14 protein-coding genes and 1 other RNA gene are annotated in these 17,599 nt (G+C 64.4%); 5 read left to right on the forward strand and 10 right to left on the reverse strand.

Translation table 11 applies throughout. The features are described from left to right. The first annotated feature begins 4 nt into the window (after nucleotides 1–4). Genes ptsP through GH663_RS02720 form a run of 3 tightly spaced genes read left to right on the forward strand, consistent with a single transcriptional unit; the run spans nucleotide 5 to nucleotide 4,480 of the window. Nucleotides 5–1,747: a phosphoenolpyruvate--protein phosphotransferase gene (gene ptsP, locus GH663_RS02710; RefSeq protein ID WP_153130170.1), complete on the forward strand. Its 1,743-nt coding sequence runs from the start codon at nucleotides 5–7 to the stop codon at nucleotides 1,745–1,747. 7 nt (nucleotides 1,748–1,754) lie between these two features. Beyond that, entirely contained in the window at nucleotides 1,755–2,582 is an 828-nt protein-coding gene (locus tag GH663_RS02715; protein WP_153130171.1) for a phosphate/phosphite/phosphonate ABC transporter substrate-binding protein, read from the forward strand. Beyond that, nucleotides 2,579–4,480 (forward strand): ATP-binding protein, encoded by a 1,902-nt coding sequence (locus GH663_RS02720; protein WP_153130172.1) that lies wholly within the window; start codon nucleotides 2,579–2,581, stop codon nucleotides 4,478–4,480. The genes GH663_RS02715 and GH663_RS02720 overlap by 4 nt, the downstream gene beginning before the upstream one ends. Nucleotides 4,481–4,516: 36 nt before the next feature. Here the strand turns inward: GH663_RS02720 and GH663_RS02725 are convergent, their stop codons facing one another. Further along, nucleotides 4,517–5,104, reverse strand: coding sequence for a tetratricopeptide repeat protein (locus tag GH663_RS02725; protein ID WP_153130173.1), 588 nt, complete (start codon nucleotides 5,102–5,104; stop codon nucleotides 4,517–4,519). Nucleotides 5,105–5,314: 210 nt separating this feature from the next. On the opposite strand from GH663_RS02725, the gene GH663_RS02730 reads away from it, so the two are divergent. Beyond that, a complete protein-coding gene (locus GH663_RS02730; RefSeq protein ID WP_153130174.1) occupies nucleotides 5,315–7,582 on the forward strand; it encodes a TonB-dependent receptor in 2,268 nt (755 codons plus the stop codon). 65 nt (nucleotides 7,583–7,647) lie between these two features. Here the strand turns inward: GH663_RS02730 and GH663_RS02735 are convergent, their stop codons facing one another. From GH663_RS02735 to GH663_RS02775, 9 genes are all read right to left on the reverse strand, one after another. Then, nucleotides 7,648–9,216, reverse strand: coding sequence for a bacteriohemerythrin (locus tag GH663_RS02735; protein ID WP_153130175.1), 1,569 nt, complete (start codon nucleotides 9,214–9,216; stop codon nucleotides 7,648–7,650). A 117-nt stretch (nucleotides 9,217–9,333) separates the two neighbouring features. Then, entirely contained in the window at nucleotides 9,334–9,801 is a 468-nt protein-coding gene (locus tag GH663_RS02740) for a TlpA family protein disulfide reductase (RefSeq protein WP_153130176.1), read from the reverse strand. Further along, nucleotides 9,798–10,982 carry a sialidase family protein gene (locus tag GH663_RS02745; protein WP_153130177.1) on the reverse strand — a complete coding sequence of 395 codons (1,185 nt, stop codon included), beginning with the start codon at nucleotides 10,980–10,982 and terminating at the stop codon, nucleotides 9,798–9,800. Before GH663_RS02745 ends, GH663_RS02740 begins: the two co-directional genes overlap by 4 nt. Next, on the reverse strand, nucleotides 10,969–13,212 hold the full coding sequence (locus GH663_RS02750; protein ID WP_153130178.1) for a TonB-dependent receptor: 2,244 nt from the start codon (nucleotides 13,210–13,212) through the stop codon (nucleotides 10,969–10,971). Before GH663_RS02750 ends, GH663_RS02745 begins: the two co-directional genes overlap by 14 nt. A 22-nt stretch (nucleotides 13,213–13,234) precedes the next feature. After that, on the reverse strand, nucleotides 13,235–13,645 hold the full coding sequence (locus tag GH663_RS02755) for an ExbD/TolR family protein (protein WP_066885856.1): 411 nt from the start codon (nucleotides 13,643–13,645) through the stop codon (nucleotides 13,235–13,237). Between the two features lie 2 nt (nucleotides 13,646–13,647). Next, entirely contained in the window at nucleotides 13,648–14,382 is a 735-nt protein-coding gene (locus tag GH663_RS21330; protein WP_153130179.1) for a MotA/TolQ/ExbB proton channel family protein, read from the reverse strand. 17 nt (nucleotides 14,383–14,399) lie between these two features. Continuing rightward, a complete protein-coding gene (locus GH663_RS02765; RefSeq protein WP_246181480.1) occupies nucleotides 14,400–15,059 on the reverse strand; it encodes an energy transducer TonB in 660 nt (219 codons plus the stop codon). Nucleotides 15,060–15,289: 230 nt separating this feature from the next. Continuing rightward, nucleotides 15,290–15,614, reverse strand: a transfer-messenger RNA (tmRNA) gene (ssrA, locus tag GH663_RS02770). A gap of 26 nt (nucleotides 15,615–15,640) precedes the next feature. Further along, on the reverse strand, nucleotides 15,641–16,234 hold the full coding sequence (locus tag GH663_RS02775; RefSeq protein WP_153130180.1) for a riboflavin synthase: 594 nt from the start codon (nucleotides 16,232–16,234) through the stop codon (nucleotides 15,641–15,643). A 141-nt stretch (nucleotides 16,235–16,375) separates the two neighbouring features. Between GH663_RS02775 and GH663_RS02780 the strand changes: the two genes are divergently transcribed. After that, nucleotides 16,376–17,500: an ABC transporter substrate-binding protein gene (locus tag GH663_RS02780; RefSeq protein WP_246181481.1), complete on the forward strand. Its 1,125-nt coding sequence runs from the start codon at nucleotides 16,376–16,378 to the stop codon at nucleotides 17,498–17,500. Nucleotides 17,501–17,599 lie beyond the last annotated feature (99 nt).

Raw genomic sequence — 17,599 nt, forward strand, 5'->3', positions numbered from 1 at the left:
CGATATGAGCTTTACCCTGCACGGTCTCGGTGTCTCGGGCGGCATCGCCATCGGGCGGGCCATGCTCATGTCGCACGCGACGCTGGAAGTGTCGCATCTGACCATCGCGCCGCGCATGGTCGAAAAGGAAATTGCCCGCTTTGCGGCGGCCATGCACGCCGTCAAGGGCGAGCTGATGACGATGAAGGAAACCACCGAGCACGCGCCGGCCGAGCTCGCCGCCTTCATCGACATCCACACCATGTTCCTGGAAGACCCGGAACTGGTCGACAAGCCGCGCGAAATCATCCGCGAACGACGCTGCAATGCCGAATGGGCGCTGGTCCAGCAGATGGAAACGCTGGTCGCCCAGTTCGAGCAGTTCGACGACCCCTACCTGCGCGAGCGCAAGTTCGACGTCGTCCAGGTCGTCGAGCGCGTCATCAAGGAACTGCTCGGTCACCCCGGCCGGGCCGTGATGAAGACCGCCAAGGGAGTCAAGGAAGAGCAGCTGATCGTCGTCGCCCACGACCTGTCGCCGGCCGACGTCATCGCCTTCAAGGACCACCGCTTCGCCTCCTTCATCACCGATGTCGGCGGCGCCACCTCGCACACCGCGATCCTTGCCCGCAGCATGGCGATCCCGTCGATCGTCGGCCTCGAAACGGCACGCTCGCTGATCCGCGATGGCGAGCAGATCATCGTCGACGGCAAGCGCGGCGTCGTCATCGTCAATCCCGACCCGCGGGTGCTCGAGGAATACCAGCTCCGCAAGAACCAGATCGAGCTGGAACGCTCCAAGCTCAAGCGCCTGAAGACCGCCCGTTCGCAGACGATCGACGGCGTTGACGTACAGTTGTTTGCCAACATCGAGCTGCCCGGCGACGTGCCGATCGCCCTCGAAGCCGGCGCCGAAGGCGTCGGCCTGTTCCGCACCGAATTCCTCTTTCTCGACCGCGGCGACATGCCCGACGAGCGCGAGCAATACGAGGCCTACAAGAAGGTGGTCAAGGGCATGGCCGGCCGCCCGGTCACCATCCGTACCTTCGACCTCGGCAACGACAAGGACATCCGCCCGGACAGCATCGTCAACGATCGGGTCAAGACCAACCCGGCCCTCGGCCGCCGCGCCATCCGCTTGTCACTGGCCGAGCCCCGGATGTTCCAGACCCAGTTGCGGGCCATCCTGCGCGCCTCGAAGTACGGGCCGATCAAGCTGCTCATTCCGATGCTGGCCCACGCCCACGAGATCGACCAGACGCTGGCCGCACTCGAGCAGGCCAAATCCAGCCTGCGTGGCGAAAAGGTGACGTTCGACGAAAACATCCAGGTCGGCGGCATGATCGAGATTCCCGCTGCCGCCCTGGCCGTCGGCCTCTTCCTGCGCCGCCTCGATTTCCTGTCGATCGGCACCAACGACCTGATCCAATACACGCTGGCCATCGACCGCTCCGACGAGCAGGTCGCCAACCTCTACGACCCGCTGCACCCGGCCGTGCTGATGCTGCTCGCCCACACGCTGGCGAGCGCCGAGAAGGTCGGCGTGCCGGTCTCGGTCTGCGGGGAAATGGCCGGTGACCCGAACCTGACGCGCCTGCTGCTCGGCATGGGGCTGCGCATTTTCTCGATGCACCCGTCGCAGGTACTGGAAGTGAAAAACCGGGTCCTGAAATCCGACGTCAGCGAACTGACCCCACACGTTCGCCGCATGCTGCGCCTGGATGAGCCCGGCAAGCTGCGCGAGGCACTCGACAAGCTGAACGGTTAAGGATCGCATGCTGGCCCGCCCGACCATCGCCATCCTGCTTTCTCTCGTTGCACTGTTCGCCGGCCCGGCCCACGGCCAGGACGCCACGTTCAAACTGGGTATCGCCCCGCACACCAGCGCCCGGGTCATTCTCGAAATGTATCAGCCGCTGCGCCAGCATCTGGAGAGTGCGCTGGGCATGCCGGTCGAAGTGCAGACCGCACCGGATTTCACCGAATTCGGCCGCCGCGCGCTGAACCAGGAATACGACCTTACCGTCACCACCGGTCATCAGGCCCGCCTCTATCAGACCGAGGCCGGCTATCTGCCGCTGCTCACCTACAAGGCCGACTTCAAGGCGGTGGCGCTAGTCGCCCGCCAGAGCAAATACCGCAAGGCGGCCGATCTCAAGGGGGCGACCGGACTCGGCCTGTCGCGCAGCTCGCTGGTCACGCTGTGGGGCCAGCACTGGCTGAAAACCAACGATCTGGGCGACGTCACGTTGCGCTACATCTCCGCCGCCGACAGCGTCAGCCGCCAGGTGCTGGCCGGCGATGCCGCCATCGCCTTCACTTCGCTGGCCAATTACCAGAAACTGCCGGCGGCACAACAGGCTGCCCTGCGCATTCTGGCCGAGAGCGAACCGATGGTTGGGCGGGTTTACTTACTGAACCGGCAACGCAGCAACCAGCAGGGCAAGATCGATGCGGCGCTGTGGATCTTTGCCGAGACCGCCGAAGGCAAGAAGTATTTCGAAGAGAACAAGCTCGGCGGCTATCGCAAGCTGCGCCCGAAAGAACTCGAGGCCATGGAACCTTACGCCGCGGAAACGCTGCTTCAGATCAAGGGCAAATGACCGCCGTCTCCCCCTTGCGTTCCATCCGTGGTCGCCTGCTGCTCCTCGCCGTCGCCATCGAGGCGGTGATGCTGACCCTGCTGGTCGCCAACAGCTTGCGCCTGCTGACCGACCATATGGGTACCCAGGCCCGGCGTCACGCCGAACAGATCGCCCCCGTGCTGATCGCCGCCATCCTGGCGCCGATGGCCCAGCACGACTACGCCACGGTCCAGGCCGTGCTCGACGAGAGCGCCGCGGTCAGCGGCATCGAATACCTGGCGGTCAGTGACAGCAGCGGCCGGCGCCTGGCTGGCAGCGGCTGGCCTGACCACAAACCCCTGCCGCTGGCGGACAAGGGCTTTCACCTGTTCGAAGAAGAAGGCGACGCGCCACGCTACGACGTTGCGCTACCGGTCGAGGCCTACGGCCAGAAGCTGGGCATGCTGCAGTTCGGCCTCGATCTGAAGCAGATCATCGAAGCACACGGCCAACTGTTCAAGCAGGGGGTCGGCATCGCGCTGCTTGAGATCATTTTCTCGGCCGGCCTGATGGGCCTGCTCGGCTATTTCCTGACCCGCCACCTGAGCGACCTGACCCGGGCCAGCGAAGCGGTGGCCGCCGGCAACCTGACGCCGCCACCGGTGGCCGAGGGCGACGACGACGTCGGCCGGCTCGGCGCCGCCTTCAATGCGATGTCGCGCGCCGTCGGCGAACGGATCCTCGACTTGACCACCGCCCGCGACGAAGCCAAGGCCCTGGCCCTGGCTGCCGAGGCAGGCGCCCAGGCGAAGACCGATTTCCTGGCGACGATGAGCCATGAAATCCGGACGCCGATGAACGGCATTCTCGGCATGACCGATCTGGCGCTGGCCACCGAGTTGTCCGCCGAGCAGCGCGAATACCTGACCTGGGTGAAGCTCTCCGGCGAAAGCCTGATGCAGGTGCTGAACGACATTCTCGACTTCTCGAAGATCGATGCCGGCCATCTCGGCCTGGAAAAGATCCCGCTCGTTCTGCCCGAACTGCTCGACAGCCTGGTCGGCATCTACGCCGTCCAGGCCCGGGAGAAGGGCCTGAGCCTGCGCTGGCAAGCGAACGGCAACTTGCCGCAGCGAATTATTGGCGACCCGTTCCGGCTACGCCAGATCCTGACCAATCTGCTGTCGAATGCGCTGAAGTTCACCGAACAGGGTGGCGTCGTGATCACTGTCCGGGCCGAACCCAAGGCAGAGGCGGACGAGTGGCGGCTGCAGTTTACGGTCAGCGACACCGGCATCGGCATCGCCCCGGACAAGCAGCAGATGATCTTCGCCCCCTTCTCGCAAGCGGAAAGCTCCACCACCCGCAAATACGGCGGCACCGGCCTCGGCCTGGCCATCGTCCGCCGCCTGGTCGACCTGATGGGCGGTGAAATCCGTCTCGACAGCCAGCCGGGCCGGGGCAGCACCTTTATCTTTGCCATCGACTGCAAGCTGGCCGCCAACACCTTGCCAGCCGACGGCCAGGGCGAGCCACAGCCGGCGGCAACGGGCCTGCTGCGCAACAAGCGCGTCCTGCTGGTCGAAGACACGCCGGTCAATCAGATGCTTGCCCAAAAGCTGCTCGTCAAGTTCGGCTGCCAGGTTGAACTGGCCGAAGACGGCCTGCAGGCGCTGAGCGCCATTGCCGGGACCAGCACACCGTTCCATCTGGTGCTGATGGACATGCAGATGCCCCACATGGACGGCGTCGAAGCGACTCGCCACCTGCGCGCCCACGAAATCGAGCATGGCCTGCCGCGCCTGCCGGTCATCGCGCTGACCGCCAATGCCTTGACCACCGACCGCGAACACTGCCTGGCTGCCGGCATGGACGATTTCATCGCCAAGCCGTTCAGTGCCGATGAAATGCTTGAGGTTATTCAGCGTTTTTGCTGATTGCTGCGGTCGACCGGCCAGAAAAGGCAAAAACCGCTAAGGCAAGCGAGCCGAAGAAGCCAGCATTGCCTTGGCTGACGGTAGTTCAGCCAGCATGCCGGCGCGCCGTTGCAGATCGGCCAAGACCAGCGCTGATGACGAACGGGAAACCGCCACCTGCGCCCGGCGGTCGCGCTCCTCGATCAGGGCCAGCGCCTGCCGACGCCAGGCGGCGAGTTGCGGATCATGCTCGTGGTGCAGATGCTGGCGCCGATCCATCGTGTACCAGCGATACGCCTCTTCCTGGTCGGCCGCCACACCCTGACCGATCTGGTACATCAGCCCGACCTGGATGCGGGAAGCCTTGTCGCCCTGGCCCGCCGCCACCTTGTACCAGTGCATCGCCTTGCCGTAATCGAGCGCCACGCCGTCGCCATGCTGGTAAATGACGGCCAGATTGTAGGCGGCATCGACACTGCCCCGGTTTGCCCTATCGAGCCAGATCGCCAGCGCTGCCCCGGTTTCCCCGGCCTTGTGCAGCATCGCCGCGCGATACAGGGCAGGCTCGACGTCGTCCGCCTTGGCCTGCGCTACGAAAGCAATACCGAGAACAGTGCAGCAGAGAGAGGCCAGCAGTCGCTTCATGATGATCTTCCAGAAAAGGCCGGTGCGCCGCTCTGACGAGCCGCATGTCCAGGCCGGGAAAAGAGGTGAAATACGGGCCCAAGCCTAGTTCTTTCCCTAGCTCGCCGGAATTAGACAAATTGTCGCGCGGCAATTTGTCGCATTCCCGTGCCCTCGCATCTCCCCGAAAATCACGTTTCGCTTAAATACCAATAAATCAGGGAGAACTTCATGGGGTATCGCACCCGTCCGCTGGCGGCCGCCATTGCCGTCGCCTTTTCTTCGTCCGCCGCCTGGCAGACGGCCATCGCCGAAGGCGCCACGACCCAGGTGATGGACGATGTCGTGGTCAGCGCCAGCAAGATCCGGCCCGCCCCCGAGTCGGCCGAAGTCGATAGCCGGCAGTTGGCGCCGCTGCGCCCATCGACCAGCGACACGGCCAGCCTGCTGCGGGATATTCCCGGCGTTCAACTACAAGGCGCCGGCGGCGTTTCCAGCCTGCCAATCATCCACGGCCTGGGCGACGACCGCCTGCGCATCCGGGTCGATGGCATGGACCTGATTTCGGCCTGCGCCAATCACATGAATCCACCGCTCTCCTACATCGACCCGACCAATGTTGAGCAGATCAAGGTCTATGCCGGCATCACGCCGGTCAGCGCCGGCGGTGACAGCATCGGCGGTGCCATCGTCGTCAATTCCAAGGCGCCGCGCTTCGCCGCCCCCGGCGCCGGCCGGCTCACCACGGGTGAAATCGGCGGCTTCTACCGCTCGAACGGTGACGCCCGCGGCGTCAATGTCGCGGCGACGCTGGCCAGCGAAAACCTGAGCATCCGCTACAGCGGCTCGACCGCCCAGGCGGAAAACTACCGTTCGGCCAAGGCCTTCAAGCCGGGCATGCAAGCCACCTACACGACGGCCGGTTCGCACTGGATTTCCGGCGACGTCGTCGCCTCCACCGCCTACAAGACCGAGAACCACCTGCTCGGCATCGCCTACAAGCTCGACAACCATCTGCTCGACCTCAAGCTCGGCTACCAGCACATCCCCTACCAGGGCTTCCCCAATCAGCACATGGACATGACGGATAACGAGAGCAAACAGGTCAATCTCGCCTATACCGGCCAGTTCGACTGGGGCAAGCTGGAAGCCCGCGTCTATAACGAGCAGACGCGGCACGCAATGAACTTCATGGAAGACAAGCTGTACTGGTACCACACCAGCCGTACCGTGCCGGGCATGCCGATGAATACCGAGGGCAAGAACAGCGGCGCCGCCATCAAGGGTGAAATCGTCCTTTCCAGCCGCGACCTGCTCCGCCTCGGCAGCGACTACCAGCGTTACCGGCTGGACGACTGGTGGCCGGCCTCCTACGGCATCGTCAACGGCCAGCCGGTCGGCGGCATGCAGCCCAACACCTTCTGGAACATCAACAACGGCCAGCGCGACCGCTTCGACCTGTTCGGTGAATGGGAAGCGGCCTGGACGCCGCAATGGCTAACCCTGCTCGGCGCCCGCAGCAGCACGGTGAGCATGGATACAGGCACGGTCAGCGGTTACAACAGCAGCTACAACACCGATGCCAACAAGTTCAACCGGCGCGACCGCAGCCAGACCGACCACAACCTCGATCTGACCGCGCTTGCCCGCTTCACGCCGGATGCCGGCCAGAATTATGAAGGCGGCTATTCGCGCAAGACCCGCTCGCCAAGCATTTACGAGCGCTACACCTGGTCGACCGGGATGATGGCGATGACCATGAACAACTGGGTCAACGACGGCAACGGCTACGTCGGCAATGTCGACCTGAAGCCGGAAGTGGCCCACACGCTGAGCGTCAGCGCCGACTGGCACGACCCGACGCAAAAACTGTGGGGCGTCAAGCTGACACCGTACTTCAGCCATGTCGACAACTACATCGACGCCACCTGCGCCAGCTCGGTCCAGGCTTGCAAGAGCGGCCAGTACAACTACCTGACGCTGGTCAACCAGGACGCCCGCCTGTACGGCGTCGACCTGTCGGGCTATGCCGCACTGGGGCGCATCGACGCCATCGGCAGCTTCACGGCGCGCGGTGTCGTCGCCTATGTCGACGGCAAGAACCGAACGACTGGCGACAACCTCTACAACATCATGCCGCTCAATGCCCGCTTGACCCTGGAACACCGGGCCGGCAATTGGACCAACACCCTTGAGGAAGTCTTGGTCAGCGCCAAGGACGAGGTTTCGCAGACACGTAGCGAAATCAAGACGCCCGGCTACGGCCTGCTTAATCTGCGCAGTAGCTACGAGTTGAAGAACCTGCGCTTCGACATCGGCCTCGAAAACGCCCTCGACAAGCAATATGCGCTACCGCTGGGCGGTGCCTATATCGGCCAGGGCATGACCATGTCGATCGGCAGCTCGACCGGCTGGTCAGGCACCAACCGCCCACCCTACGGCTATGCCGTGCCGGGCATGGGGCGCTCGCTCTACGTCGGCATGAACTACCGCTTCTGAGTCGTTTCGACCAAAAGAAAAGCCCGGCTTGGTGCCGGGCTTTTCTATTCTGACCAAGCAGGAACTCAGACGGCGGCGCTGGTCACCAGCTCCCGCAAGTGCGCATCCTCGTGCACGATGTGCTTGACCAGCCAGCTCCGTAAATAAACCAGCACCTCGAACTGCGCGGTCAGCGGATTGCTGTGCAGTTCGTTGTAGAACTCGCGCAGGCGTTCCTCGAACTGGCCGTGCTGACGCTGCTGGTGCTGCAGCGCCCGGTAGCCGTAGTGATCCATCATCCGTTCCTCAGCCCGGAAATGGACCTGCACGTACTGATCGAGCGCCTTCAGCACGCGGGCCACCTCGCGTGCGCCGCGCTTGTTGGAGACCACCTCAAAGAGATCGTTGGCCAGATCGAACAGGTAGCGATGATGCTCGTCGATGACATCGATGCCGACACTGAGACTGTCCTCCCAGCGCACCCAGTCGGCACTGCTGTAGACCGTTTCCGGGAAGTTGAGCACCTGGTTGGGATCGATGATGTCGTCCCGGTACAGTTCGCGAATGCGCATGATTTCCGGCAGGGCGAGATCGAAGGCAGCGACCACGGCCGGGTCGAAATGCGTGCCGGAATTCTCGCGCACCCAGGCCACCGCCTCGTCCAGCGGCCACGGCCGCTTGTAGGGACGCACCGAGGTCAGCGCATCGAAAACATCGGACACCGCGCAAATGCGCGCCAGCAGCGGAATCGCCTCGCCGGCCAGGCCGTCGGGATACCCCGTGCCATCCCAGCGCTCGTGGTGGCTGGCAGCAATGTCGCGCGCCGCCTGGATCAGGCTGTCCTCACCGGTCAGCAGGCGCTTGCCGATGTCGGTGTGGCTCTTCATGACCTCGAACTCGTCGCTCGACAGCCGGCCGGGCTTGAGCAGGATGGCGTCGGGAATGCCGATCTTGCCGACGTCGTGCATCGGCGCGCAGATGGCCAGCAATTCGCGGGTTTCCGCCGACAGGCCCATCGCCTTGGCGATCGCCGTCGCGAAATGCGTCATCCGCATGATGTGCATGCCGGTTTCGTTGTCGCGATACTCGGAGGCGGTTCCCAGACGCCGGATGGCGTCGGTACGGGCATCTTCCAGCTCGACCTCGCGGACGCGCAGGGTTTCGTTGATGACGCAACGCGAGACGAGGACCGACAGCGCCTTGGCCAGGTCGCTCATGAATTCGAACTCGACCGCATCGGGCTGCCAGGCCGGGTCGATGAAGAGCAGCGCCCGCCCGGCGACGTGCTCCCCTTCGTTCAAGGGCAGCACGAAACAGGGCGCATCGGCCGCCAGCCCGGGCAGTACCAGCGGTGGATCGAGACTGGCCGGCGTCGCCAGGAAAGCCTCCGCCTCCTCGGCGGCGACCGGTCCGGCCGGCGGGATCGTCATCTCGGACTGTGCCCAGGCCGGTGGCAGACCATGCTGGGCAACCTGGATCAGTGCCCGGCGCGAAGTCTGCAACAGGATCAGACTGCGCGGCTGAACCAGGATGCCGGGCAGGGTTTGCAGCAAATCGAACAGGCGGGCCAGCATCTTGTCCAGATCGGCATCGCCAATTTTGGTCAACTCGAACACCAGCCGGCTGATCGCCAGAATCTCCTGATCTTTGTCCATTGTCTTCTTGGGCTAGTACCAAAGTAAGACTCGAAGATTACACGGAAAGCCCCGGCTCAGGTCGGCAAGATGCTTGTGCCAGAAGCGGTTTGAGATGCCATCCGGGAACGGCGCGGATCAGAAGCGCAAGCCGGTGGCCTTTTCGATGGTCGGCTGGTCGAGGACGCCGGACAGTTTTGCCTTGCCGCCGGCGCCGTCGAACAGAAACGTCCGCGGCAACTCGCCGGCCCAGCTCGGGTCGATGGCATAGGCAATCGCCTCCGGGCTGTCGCTGCCATAGACATAGCGCTGCCCGGGCAAGGCGTAGCGGTCGAGCAACGGGACATGGCCGGCCTCGGCCACTTCCGCGGCGACAGTGATGACCCGCAACTGCTTGTTGCGTTTGACCAGGCCGGCGAGCAGTTGCAGGTTTTTCTTGCAGTGACTGCAGTCGGCCGACCACAGTGCGACGATGGTCGGCTGCCGATAGCTGCCGGCCTCGGTCAGTTGCCGGGCGGCGGCCCGGTCGAGCGGGGTGAATCCGGCCGCCAGCAAGGGCATGGCGGTCAGCGCCAGGGCCAGCGCGGCAAGCAGGCGGCGGCTCATGGCAGCACCAGCACGCGGAAGCCTTCCTTCTCGGTGCGCCAGAAAGCGTACAGCTTGTCCTGGCGCCGGATGACGCGCGGCTGGTCGGAGGCGCCTTCGGTGGCGGCGAGCTGGAGTTCGTCGAAACGCTGGCCGCCGTCGCCGGAGATCAGGCCGCGCAACTGGGTCCGTTCGCCGTCGAACTCCTTCCAGACGATGGCCAGTTTGCCGCCGGCCGTCGCCAGATCGGCATGCGCGGCGCGCGGCCCACCGACCGGGCGCTGGCCCTCGACACGGATTTCGGCCCCGGGCAGCAGTCGACCGTAGAACACCCGGCCTTCGCCGTCCTTCTGGTTGAACCAGACGGCATGGCGGACGCCGGCGCCATCGACCACCAGCGACGGGCCGTGATGCGGGCAGCCATCGACCTTCCAGCGGTCGAAGGTGGCGCGCTGCACGCTGGCCGGCGTACCGTCGGTCGCCAAGCGGGCCAGCGCGTGATCGCGCTCGTTCGGGGCGTAGACGTGGCGCCACATGAAGAGCGGCGTGCCGTCATGGTCCAGCGCACTGGTAATCCGGCAGCACTCGCAGGAATGGTCGGCCAGCTTGCGCTCGGCCTGGAAGCTGCGGCCGCCGTCGGTCGACACGGCGCTGTAGATGGCGGCACCGCGGTAGGCGCTCTTGCCGGCCTTGGCCGCTTCGAGGTCGCGCTTGTCGATCCAGGCGACGATGACCTTGTTGTCCGGCGTCGTCAGCAGCGATTCGAAACGGTGGGTGATTTCGGCCGGATCCTTGTGCACGGTGAGCGGCGCGGCAAAGTTCTGGCCGTCGTCGGCCCGGGCCAGCCGGATGGCACCGCTGTAGGGCTTGCCGAGCGGCCGCGTCCAGGAAACCAGCAAGCCGCCATCGGCCGCGAAGGCGAGCTTCGGGCGATTCTCGCCGTCGGCGGAAATGGCCTCCGGCCGGGCGTTGACCGCAGCCGGTGCCGACCAGCTCTGGCCCTCGTCGCGGCTGCGGTAGAGCATGACGTGGTCGCCCTGTTTGGTGGCGACGAGCAGGCTGCCGTCCGGCGCGAAAATCGCCGAGGCGCCGAGTTCCTGCTTGGCGGCCTTCGCCATGCCCGGCATGCCGTCCGCCGCCAGCGCGCCGAACGCGAACAGGCCGAGCAGCAGCCCGCCAGCAAGTCGCCTAGAAATCGACACGGACTTCGCCATGGAAGGTGCGCTGCGGGTAGGGGTGGAAGGCATAGTATTTTTCGTTGGTCAGGTTATCGACGCCGAAGGCGACGGCGGCCTGCTTGGCCAGCCGGTAGGAGACCTTGGCATCGAAGGTGGAGAACTTGCTGTTGCCGCCGTAGGTATCGGGCCACTGGTCGGAATTGTCCGGGTTGTTGTACTGGCGGCCGCTGTACTTGTAGCCGAGCGAGCCGGTCCATTGCTCGTTGAAGCGATAGATCGCCAGCAGCGAGGCCCGCCAGTCCGGCACACGGACCATCCATTTGCCGACCATCGCGGGATTGAGCTGGTTTTCCAGCACGCGCGAATGGACGTAGGTCAGGCTGGCCGTCAGGTCGAGGCCGCGCAGCACCTCGGGTGCCGTGTAGGCGGCTTCGGCGCCGCGGGCGCGCAGCTTGTCGATGTTCTGGTTGCGCGTCGTGTTGCTGTAGTCGGTGAAGCTGTACAGCGCGTCCTCGACCGTTTCCTCGAACAGCGACAGGCGCAGGATGCCCTGGCCGACCGCCCCTTCGGCGGTCAGATCCTTGGCGAAGACCTTTTCCGGCTTCAGGTTGGGGTCGCTGATCCGGGTCGTCGAGCCGGTGGTTTCAGTCTGGAACAGTTCGGTCACGGTCGGGAAGCGGTAGGCCTTGCCGAGCGAGGCGCGCAGCGTCCAGTCGGCGGTCGCCTGCCAGGCCAGGCTGAGCTTGGGCGAGGTGCCGCTTTCTTCGCGGTCGTTGAAGCTGTTGTTGCCCAGGGCCGGGGTATAGATCCGGCCATCGGTGGCCTGCCAGGATTCCTGGCGCACGCCGGCGGTCAACGTCCAGTTTTGGGCGAATTTCCATTCGTCCTGCAGGTAGAAGGCCTGCGTCTGCGTCCGCCCCTCGTTGCGGTTGCTCAGCGTCGTCCGGCTGGCCTCGTTCAGCCAGTTGCTGGCGTTGTACTTGCTGTAGTCGTAGCGGTAGGCATCGTGGTGGAAGCCGGCCGTCACCGCGTGGCCGCTGCCGCGCGGCTTCCAGATCAGGCGGAGATCGGCATTGTTCCAGCCGGAACCGTCGTTATAGGCCAGCGAACCGGCACTGGAACTGGCCGTGTTCGCCGTCCGCGTCAGGTCGGTCGGCGTCTGGTACACCGAGAAGGCACTTTCGAAACGCCAGTCGTCGGCCAACCGGCTGTCGAAAGTCAGGCCGTACAGGCGGTTGACCGTATCGCTGCGCGACGGCGCAAAGTTGCCGGCGGTCAGGTTGTAGCGCTGGCCGTTGATCAGCACGATGCCACTGCTCACCGTCTGGCCGGCGGCATTCTTCAGGTAGCTCTCCTGGCGGCTGGTCGAATCGTTGCGCCACTCGCCGAAGGTGAAGGCGAGTCGGGTACCCGGCGCGAAGTCGTAGGCCAGGCGGACCTTGCCGACGTCCTGGATGGTGTGGTCCATGCCGTAGGCGCCGACGATGACGCGGCGGGCGCCGGTCGGGTCGCTGTCGATCACGGCGCCACTGACCGGCGTCCCGCCGGTACCGCTGGTCGCCCGCTCGGCGGTGGCAAAGCTCATCGGCTGGCCGTAGCTGTCGAGATGGTTGGCCATCGCCGAAATGCTCAGCTTGCCGTAGCGCACGGCGCCGCTGCCCTGCTCCTGATGGCCGTGCGCCGTCATGTCGGTGTTGTAGAGCTTGAAATTGGACGAGAACATCTGGGTCCGGACATGCGCCTCGGCCCCTTCCGGCTGCCGCGTCGTCATCAGGATCGTCGCCCCCGCCGAATTACCGGGCAGCAGCGCGGAAAACGGCCCATACAGCACGTTGACCGTATCGATCTCCTCGCTGCCGACCAGGTTCCAGCGCGCCGGGTAGGCGTAGCTGTTGCCGAGCAGGTTGGAGAGCAGCAGGCCGTCGGCGTAGACCAGCGAACGGGCGCTCTGCACGGTGCCGGTGGTGCGCGCCGCGATGATCGCATTGCGGTCGCCGATGTAGCGCTTGCGGATCTGCAGGCTGGGCATGTATTTGACGACGTCCTCGGTATTGACGACGTTCATGTTGCGCACCTGTTCGCCGGTCACTTCCGCCTGCGGCGAAGGGTTCTGGACGACGGCGCTCGGCCGGCTCTGGCGCACCGTCATTTCGGAGAGCTGCTTGGCATCTTCATCGTCGGCCGCCAGCAACTGACCGGAAGCAATCAGGGCGGCAATCGCCAGCGCGAGCGGCTTGGGGCGCGGGTGTTTCATCGTGTTATCTCAACAATCCGAATCAGGAATTGGGTTGGGTCAGGAAGGCGATCTTGACGATGCTGGCCCGTTGCGCCGCGGCCATCACATCGGCCACCTTTTCGTAGGCCACCTTGCGGTCGGCACGCAGATGCAGTTCCGGCTGACGAGCACTGGCCGCGGCGAAGCGAGCATCCAGCCCATCACGCGGGATGGCCTCGCCGTTCCAGAAGAGCCCCCCGTCGCCATCGATCGCCAACTGGATGACTTCCGGCTTGTCGTCGAGCTTGCTGGCGCTGACCTGAGGCAGGTCGATCGGCACCGCCTGGTGAAAGAGCGGTGCGGTGATGATGAAGATGACCAACAGCACCAGCATCACATCGACCAGCGGCGTCGTGTTGATTTCGGCCATCGGCTGGCCGCTGCCACCTTCGTCAAAGCTGCCGAAAGCCATGATCAGCCCTGCCGGCTGGCGCGGGCGGCGCCGATATCGACCAGATTGACGCTACCGCCGACGCGGACACCGGTCGTCAGGTAGGCGTGCAGGTCGTGGGCGAAACCGTCGAGCTGCACGGCAACCAGGCGGTTGGCGCGGGTGAAGGCGTTGTAGGCGAGCACAGCCGGGATGGCGACGAAGAGGCCGGCCGCCGTCATGATCAGCGCCTCGCCGACCGGGCCGGCCACCTTGTCGAGGACGACCTGGGTCGCACCGGAGAGGCCGACCAGCGCGTGGTAGATGCTCCAGACCGTGCCGAACAGGCCGATGAAGGGCGCGGTTGAGCCGACCGAGGCGAGAAAGGTCTGGCCGCGCTCGATGCGGGCCTGGGTATTGACGATATGCGAACGCATCGAGCGGGTGACGAACTCGCTGGCATTGACGCCGGCGCCGATGCCGCGCGCCGCGTTCTGCTGGTGGGCCTGCGCCGAATGAGCACCGGTCAGCGCCAGGCCGGCGAAGATGCCCGACGGATCGTCGCGGCGCAGCGCTTCGAGCGCCTCGGGCAGCGAATTGGCGCTCCAGAAACTGTTCAGCGCCCGCTCCTGCGAACGCGAGGCCCGCCAGGCCGACATCAGCTTGCTCAGGATCACCGTCCACGACGCCAGCGAAAGCAGGGCCAAAATGAAAGCGGTGCTGTGGGTCACCAGGTCACCCTGGCTCCAGAAGTGGGCGATGCCCATTTGCGATTGCATGTTTTCCCTTTCCTTACTCAATCGAGCGCAAAGGTGATCGGGACGACCACCGAAGATTCAACAGCTTCATCACCGCGCCGCGCCGGCACGAAACGCCAGCGGGTGACGGCCTCGGCGGCGGCCCCGTCGAGCCGGGCAAAACCACTCGACTTGGCAATCGCCACCTCGAGCGCCGTGCCTTGGGCGCTGACCCGGACTTTCAACAGGACCTTGCCTTCCTCACCATTGCGCCGGGACATCGGCGGGTAGACCGGTTTCGGGTTATGCAGGTAATCGGCGTCGAAGCGCGCCGCGACCAATGCCACCACCGGCGCCGGGGCGGCGGCAATCGGCTGCACGGGCGGCGCCGGCGGCTGCGGCGGCACGGCAAAGCTGCTGCTGGCCGGCGCCGGGCTGGCCACGGCCAGCACCGGCTGCGATTGCACCACCGGCGTGCGGCGGGCCGGCGGCAGCGGCTTCGGCGGCGGCAAGGGCTTGGCCGGTTCGAGTTTCTTTTCCTCGATCATCGGCAGCAGCCGGACGCTGATGCTCGACGGCAACTGGATCAGCTCGTTCTTGACCGACAGATAGAGCGCCGCGTAGCCCAATAGAAGATGCAGCCCGACAACCAGACCCAGATGCGCCAGGCGCTCGAAGGTCGACGGACGGACTTCAGAACAATCCAGAGGTGGTAGCACGGCAGAAACCACAGCATTCCCTAATATTGACGGAGATCAAAAACACTTAAAAAACAATGTTTTGGAGTGCGCGAATTCTATTTGATCGAGGCCGCGCTGCCGATGCGGCAAATTGTCACAGGGGAGCCGGTCGCCACGGCAAAGACGGGCAACAGCAAAATCAGCGGAGGGAAGTTGGTGGCCGTCGCGAGATCGAGCAGGCCAGGCCGGCGCAAAACCGACGCCGGAATTGACGACGGGGACCGAAGTCCCCGCCGGCTATCTTTGGTAACAAGGCTCTAGCAGCCCCGGCTAGCCGTTTTTAGGCGGCAATAGCGAAATGCTCATCATTGGCATTTATGAATTTGCTTCATTAACGTCGATCGCCTGACGAGTTGCCTGCTCACCTTCACCCGCCCTGTCGAAACCGGTACACCCCCATCTAAACGCACCGCAATGCGCTTAGGTGGAGATGAGGGGAGTCGAACCCCTGTCCAGAACGTCTCCAGCTCGCCGGAGTTACAACCATGCTTCGAATTATGGGGGCGGGTGGCTGCTTTTACAAGGTTAGCCGGCAAACAAATAGTTACGGTTTGTAACCCTCAGCCGCGCTCGGCGCTCAGCAGGCGTTCGCAGTAGCGGGCGATCAGGTCGACTTCGAGATTGACCCGGCTGCCCGCCTGCAGCAAATGCAGGGTGGTGTTTTCCAGGGTGTGGGGGATCAGGTTGATCGTGAAAATGTCGCCCGCCACTTCATTGGTGGTCAGGCTGGTGCCGTTGACGGTGACCGAACCCTTGCGCGCGATGAATTTGGCAATCTCCCTCGGAGCGCGGATTTCGAGCAGGCGGTTGTCGCCGACCGGGTCGAAACGCAGCACCTCGCCGACACCGTCGACATGACCGGAGACCAGGTGCCCGCCAATGACATCGGACAAACGCAGGGCCTTTTCCAGATTGACCGGGCCGGGCGCATCGAGACCGACGGTGCAGGACAGGGTTTCCGGTGAGACATCGACCATGAAGTGATTGCCTTCCTTGGCGACGACGGTCAGGCAGACGCCGTTGTGGGCAATCGAGTCGCCGAGCGCGACATCATCGAGGCCGAGCGTACCGGCTTCGACCTGCAGGCGGAAACCGGCTTCGCGCGCGGTGAGATGGGTGATGCGGCCAACCGCCGCGATGATTCCAGAGAACATGGCAGAACCCGTTTTGCGCAAAAAAAGAGACTTTATCACGCCCGGTTGACCGGCCGGCTTGCGGGAAAGCCCGTGGCAGACTAGGGTTTTCACTTTTGTGCAATTGATTTACCGATGGGAGACAAAATGCAGAAAACAAAAATGGTTTTAGCCTTTTGGGCGCTGTCGACCGCAGCCCTCGCCGACATCAACGTCGGCGTCACGCTGTCGGCGACCGGCCCGGCCGCTTCGCTCGGTATTCCGGAAAAGAACACCATCGACCTGCTGCCGAAGACGATGGCCGGCCGCAAGGTCAATTACATCGTGCTCGACGACGCCTCCGACACGACGACTGCGGTCAAGAACACCCGCAAGCTGATCAGCGAGCACAAGGTCGACCTGATCATCGGTTCGACGACAACCCCCAACTCGCTGGCGATGATCGACATCGCCGCCGAGAACGAAACGCCGATGATCGCCCTGGCCGCCTCGGCGCGCATCGTCGAGCCGATGGACGACAAGCGCAAATGGGTCTTCAAGACGGCGCAGAACGATGCCCACATGGCGACCGCCATCGTCGAGCACATGACCAGCAACAACGTGAAGACGGTGGCCTACATCGGCTTTTCCGACGCCTATGGCGAAGGCTGGTGGAACGAGTTCTCGAAGCTGGCCGAAGTACGCAAGATCCGGCTGGTCGGCAACGAGCGCTTCAATCGCACCGACACCACAGTCACCGGCCAGGTCCTCAAAGTGCTTGCCGCCAAGCCCGATGCCGTGCTGATCGGTGGCGCCGGGACGCCGGCTGCGCTGCCACAGAAGTCGCTGAAGGAAAAAGGCTACAAGGGTGTCGTCTATCAGACGCACGGTGTCGCCAACAACGATTTCCTGCGCGTCTGCGGCAAGGACTGCGAAGGCACCGTGCTGCCGACCGGGCCGGTGCTGGTTGCCGGCCAGTTGCCGGCCGACAACCCGGTCAAGAAAACGGCCAGCGAATATGTCGCGAAATACGAGGCTACCCATGGCAAGGGCAGCGTCAATGCCTTCGGCGGCTATGCCTGGGACGCCGGCCTGCTGCTCGCCAGTGCCGCCCCCGAGGCGCTGAAAAAAGGCGCCCCGGGCAGCCGCGAATTCCGCCTGGCGCTGCGCGATGCGCTGGAAGGCAGCCGCAACGTCGCGGCGGCGCATGGCGTCTTCAACATGAGCCCGACCGACCATCTCGGCTTCGACCAGCGCGCCCGCGTCATGGTCAGCATTCGCGAAGGCGGCTGGAAACTGGCCCGCTAAACTTCGCCGGCAGTATTGACGCAACCGCCCGGGGCAGCGCCCGGGGCGGCGCGTGGTAGACTTCCGCCCTTCGATTTTTTACCTTTTTGTGTTTCTTTT

Origin of the sequence: Dechloromonas hortensis (assembly GCF_009469765.1) — a bacterium.
Classification (GTDB): Bacteria; Pseudomonadota; Gammaproteobacteria; order Burkholderiales; family Rhodocyclaceae; genus Azonexus; species Azonexus hortensis.

Coding starts and splice junctions, on each gene's coding strand:
- ptsP (WP_153130170.1), top strand. CDS start 5: ATGAGCTTTACCCTGCACGGTCTCGGTGTCTCGGGCGGCATCGCCATC.
- GH663_RS02735 (WP_153130175.1), bottom strand. CDS start 9,216: ATGGACAAAGATCAGGAGATTCTGGCGATCAGCCGGCTGGTGTTCGAG.
- GH663_RS02730 (WP_153130174.1), top strand. CDS start 5,315: ATGGGGTATCGCACCCGTCCGCTGGCGGCCGCCATTGCCGTCGCCTTT.
- GH663_RS02780 (WP_246181481.1), top strand. CDS start 16,376: ATGGTTTTAGCCTTTTGGGCGCTGTCGACCGCAGCCCTCGCCGACATC.
- GH663_RS02725 (WP_153130173.1), bottom strand. CDS start 5,104: ATGAAGCGACTGCTGGCCTCTCTCTGCTGCACTGTTCTCGGTATTGCT.
- GH663_RS02720 (WP_153130172.1), top strand. CDS start 2,579: ATGACCGCCGTCTCCCCCTTGCGTTCCATCCGTGGTCGCCTGCTGCTC.
- GH663_RS02740 (WP_153130176.1), bottom strand. CDS start 9,801: ATGAGCCGCCGCCTGCTTGCCGCGCTGGCCCTGGCGCTGACCGCCATG.
- GH663_RS02715 (WP_153130171.1), top strand. CDS start 1,755: ATGCTGGCCCGCCCGACCATCGCCATCCTGCTTTCTCTCGTTGCACTG.
- GH663_RS02755 (WP_066885856.1), bottom strand. CDS start 13,645: ATGGCTTTCGGCAGCTTTGACGAAGGTGGCAGCGGCCAGCCGATGGCC.
- GH663_RS21330 (WP_153130179.1), bottom strand. CDS start 14,382: ATGCAATCGCAAATGGGCATCGCCCACTTCTGGAGCCAGGGTGACCTG.
- GH663_RS02775 (WP_153130180.1), bottom strand. CDS start 16,234: ATGTTCTCTGGAATCATCGCGGCGGTTGGCCGCATCACCCATCTCACC.
- GH663_RS02750 (WP_153130178.1), bottom strand. CDS start 13,212: ATGAAACACCCGCGCCCCAAGCCGCTCGCGCTGGCGATTGCCGCCCTG.